At 51.0% G+C, this 245-nt stretch carries 1 pseudogene; it reads left to right on the top strand.

Annotated elements, in window-relative coordinates:
• Positions 1-245, top strand: a pseudogene (locus C1G57_RS11200) (MSCRAMM family adhesin SdrC); the annotation flags it as partial.

Below are 245 nucleotides of genomic sequence, written 5' to 3'. Positions count from 1 at the left end.
TCGGATACTGAGATAGAGACTGACTCACTAATCGATTCGGATACTGAGATAGAGACTGACTCACTAATCGATTCGGAGACTGAGATAGAGACTGACTCACTAATCGATTCGGAAACGGACGTTGAAACTGAGGCACTGACCGATTCGGAGACGGAAGCCGATACGGACGCACTTAACGACTCGGAAGCGGAAGCCGATACGGACGCACTTAACGACTCGGAAGCGGAAGCCGATACGGACGCACT

The sequence above is a fragment of the Streptococcus suis genome (assembly GCF_002960425.1).
GTDB lineage: Bacteria > Bacillota > Bacilli > Lactobacillales > Streptococcaceae > Streptococcus > Streptococcus suis_S.
The sequence above is the reverse complement of the archived record's forward strand: the minus strand, read 5'-3'. Positions and strand labels throughout refer to the sequence as shown.